Here is a 1451-nt window from a genome sequence, read left to right as displayed (position 1 = left end):
CGGGTCGTGTCCGTCAACGTGGTGTAATTTCGGGTGTGGCCCCGGGCCGCATCGTTCAGGCGGCCTTGGGTGCTGGTGTGGACGGTCTCTCATCCCAACGGCTTCAAGACGCGTTAGCGTTGCGAGCCAGATGAGAGGAGAAGACGATGACGAACATACCAGTACGGATCGGCATGGACACCGCCAAGTCGGTGTTCCAGCTTCATGGCGTTGACGAGAACGAAGCTGTGGTCGTAAGACGCCAGCTTCGGCGTTCGGAGATGATCCGCTATTTCACGAAGCTACCGCCCACGCTGGTGGCGATCGAGTCTTGCGGGAGCTCCCATCATTGGGCTCGACTGCTTCAATCGTTCGGCCATGAAGTGAAGCTGATCCCGCCCCAGTACGTGAAGCCTTACGTCAAGCGCGGAAAGAACGATGCGGCCGACGCGGAAGCGCTGTGCGAAGCGGTGACCCGGCCGAGCATGCGGTTCGTGCCGGTGAAGTCGCGCGAGCGCCAGGCTGCATGCATGCTGATGACCGTCCGAGAGCGCTTGGTCAGCGTGAAGTCCCAGCTCTCCAACGCCTTCAGAAGCTACGCGGCGGAGTTCGGCATTGTTGGCCCGGCAGGGCGTCAGAACGTCAAAGCGCTGATGGAGCGGGTGCTCGAAGACGCCAGTCTCCCCGAGATGGCGCGTGATCTTTTCCTGTTTCAGGCCCGCGAGTACGCCGCGGTCGAGGGGCGGCTCGACGAGATCGAGACGAAGCTGATGAGGTGGCACCGCGAGGACGATTTAAGCCGGCGCGTTGCGACGATTCCTGGCATCGGCCCGATAGGGTCGACCATGCTGAGCATGAAGGCGCCGCCGCCGGAGAGCTTCAGATCAGGCCGTGACTTCGCCGCCTGGATAGGTCTGACACCCAGAGATCATTCTACGGGCGGCCGCATGAGGCACGGAGGCATAACGAAGGCTGGTGACTCGGCGCTCCGCTCAACACTCATCGTGGGCGCAACAGCCCTGCTGCGACACATACGCGCGGGTCGGCGCGCGCCCTCGCCGTGGCTCGCCGCCATGCTGGAGCGTAAGCCGCCGAAGGTCGTCGCGGTTGCGCTCGCGAACAAGTTCGCACGCATCGCTTGGCGCTTGATGGTGTCGGGCGGCGTGTATCACCGGCCGCTGTCCGCCAGCCCGGTTTGACCTGAGGTCGGCGTCGACTGGCGAGTAACGCCGCCTGATGGTTAGCCAACGAACTTGCAGGGCGCATGAGATGGAATGACCGATTGGTCGATACGCGCGAGCTTCCGAAGGTTACACTGGCATTCCGATGCCGCTAATGTGCTTGGAACGGGCGTAGCGAACACCATCTGGGCCAGCGGGGTTAACTCGCGTAAACAGGCCGGACATCTGATAGCAAACAATCGGGTCAGAAATTCTGCTAGTGTCCTACAAGCGAGGGGCCGTCCACATCTG

Annotated in this window: 1 protein-coding gene; it reads left to right on the top strand. The window is 62.3% G+C overall.

Annotated features, from left to right (window positions below):
* Window positions 1–146 precede the first annotated feature (146 nt).
* Window positions 147–1178, top strand: a complete 1032-nt coding sequence (locus tag DD559_RS19335) for an IS110 family RNA-guided transposase (protein WP_116471041.1) — start codon at window positions 147–149, stop codon at window positions 1176–1178.
* The last annotated feature ends 273 nt before the right edge of the window (window positions 1179–1451 follow it).

The sequence above is a fragment of the Sphingomonas pokkalii genome, from assembly GCF_003096275.1.
Classification (GTDB): domain Bacteria; phylum Pseudomonadota; class Alphaproteobacteria; order Sphingomonadales; family Sphingomonadaceae; genus Sphingomonas; species Sphingomonas pokkalii.
The sequence above is the reverse complement of the archived record's forward strand: the minus strand, read 5'-3'. Positions and strand labels throughout refer to the sequence as shown.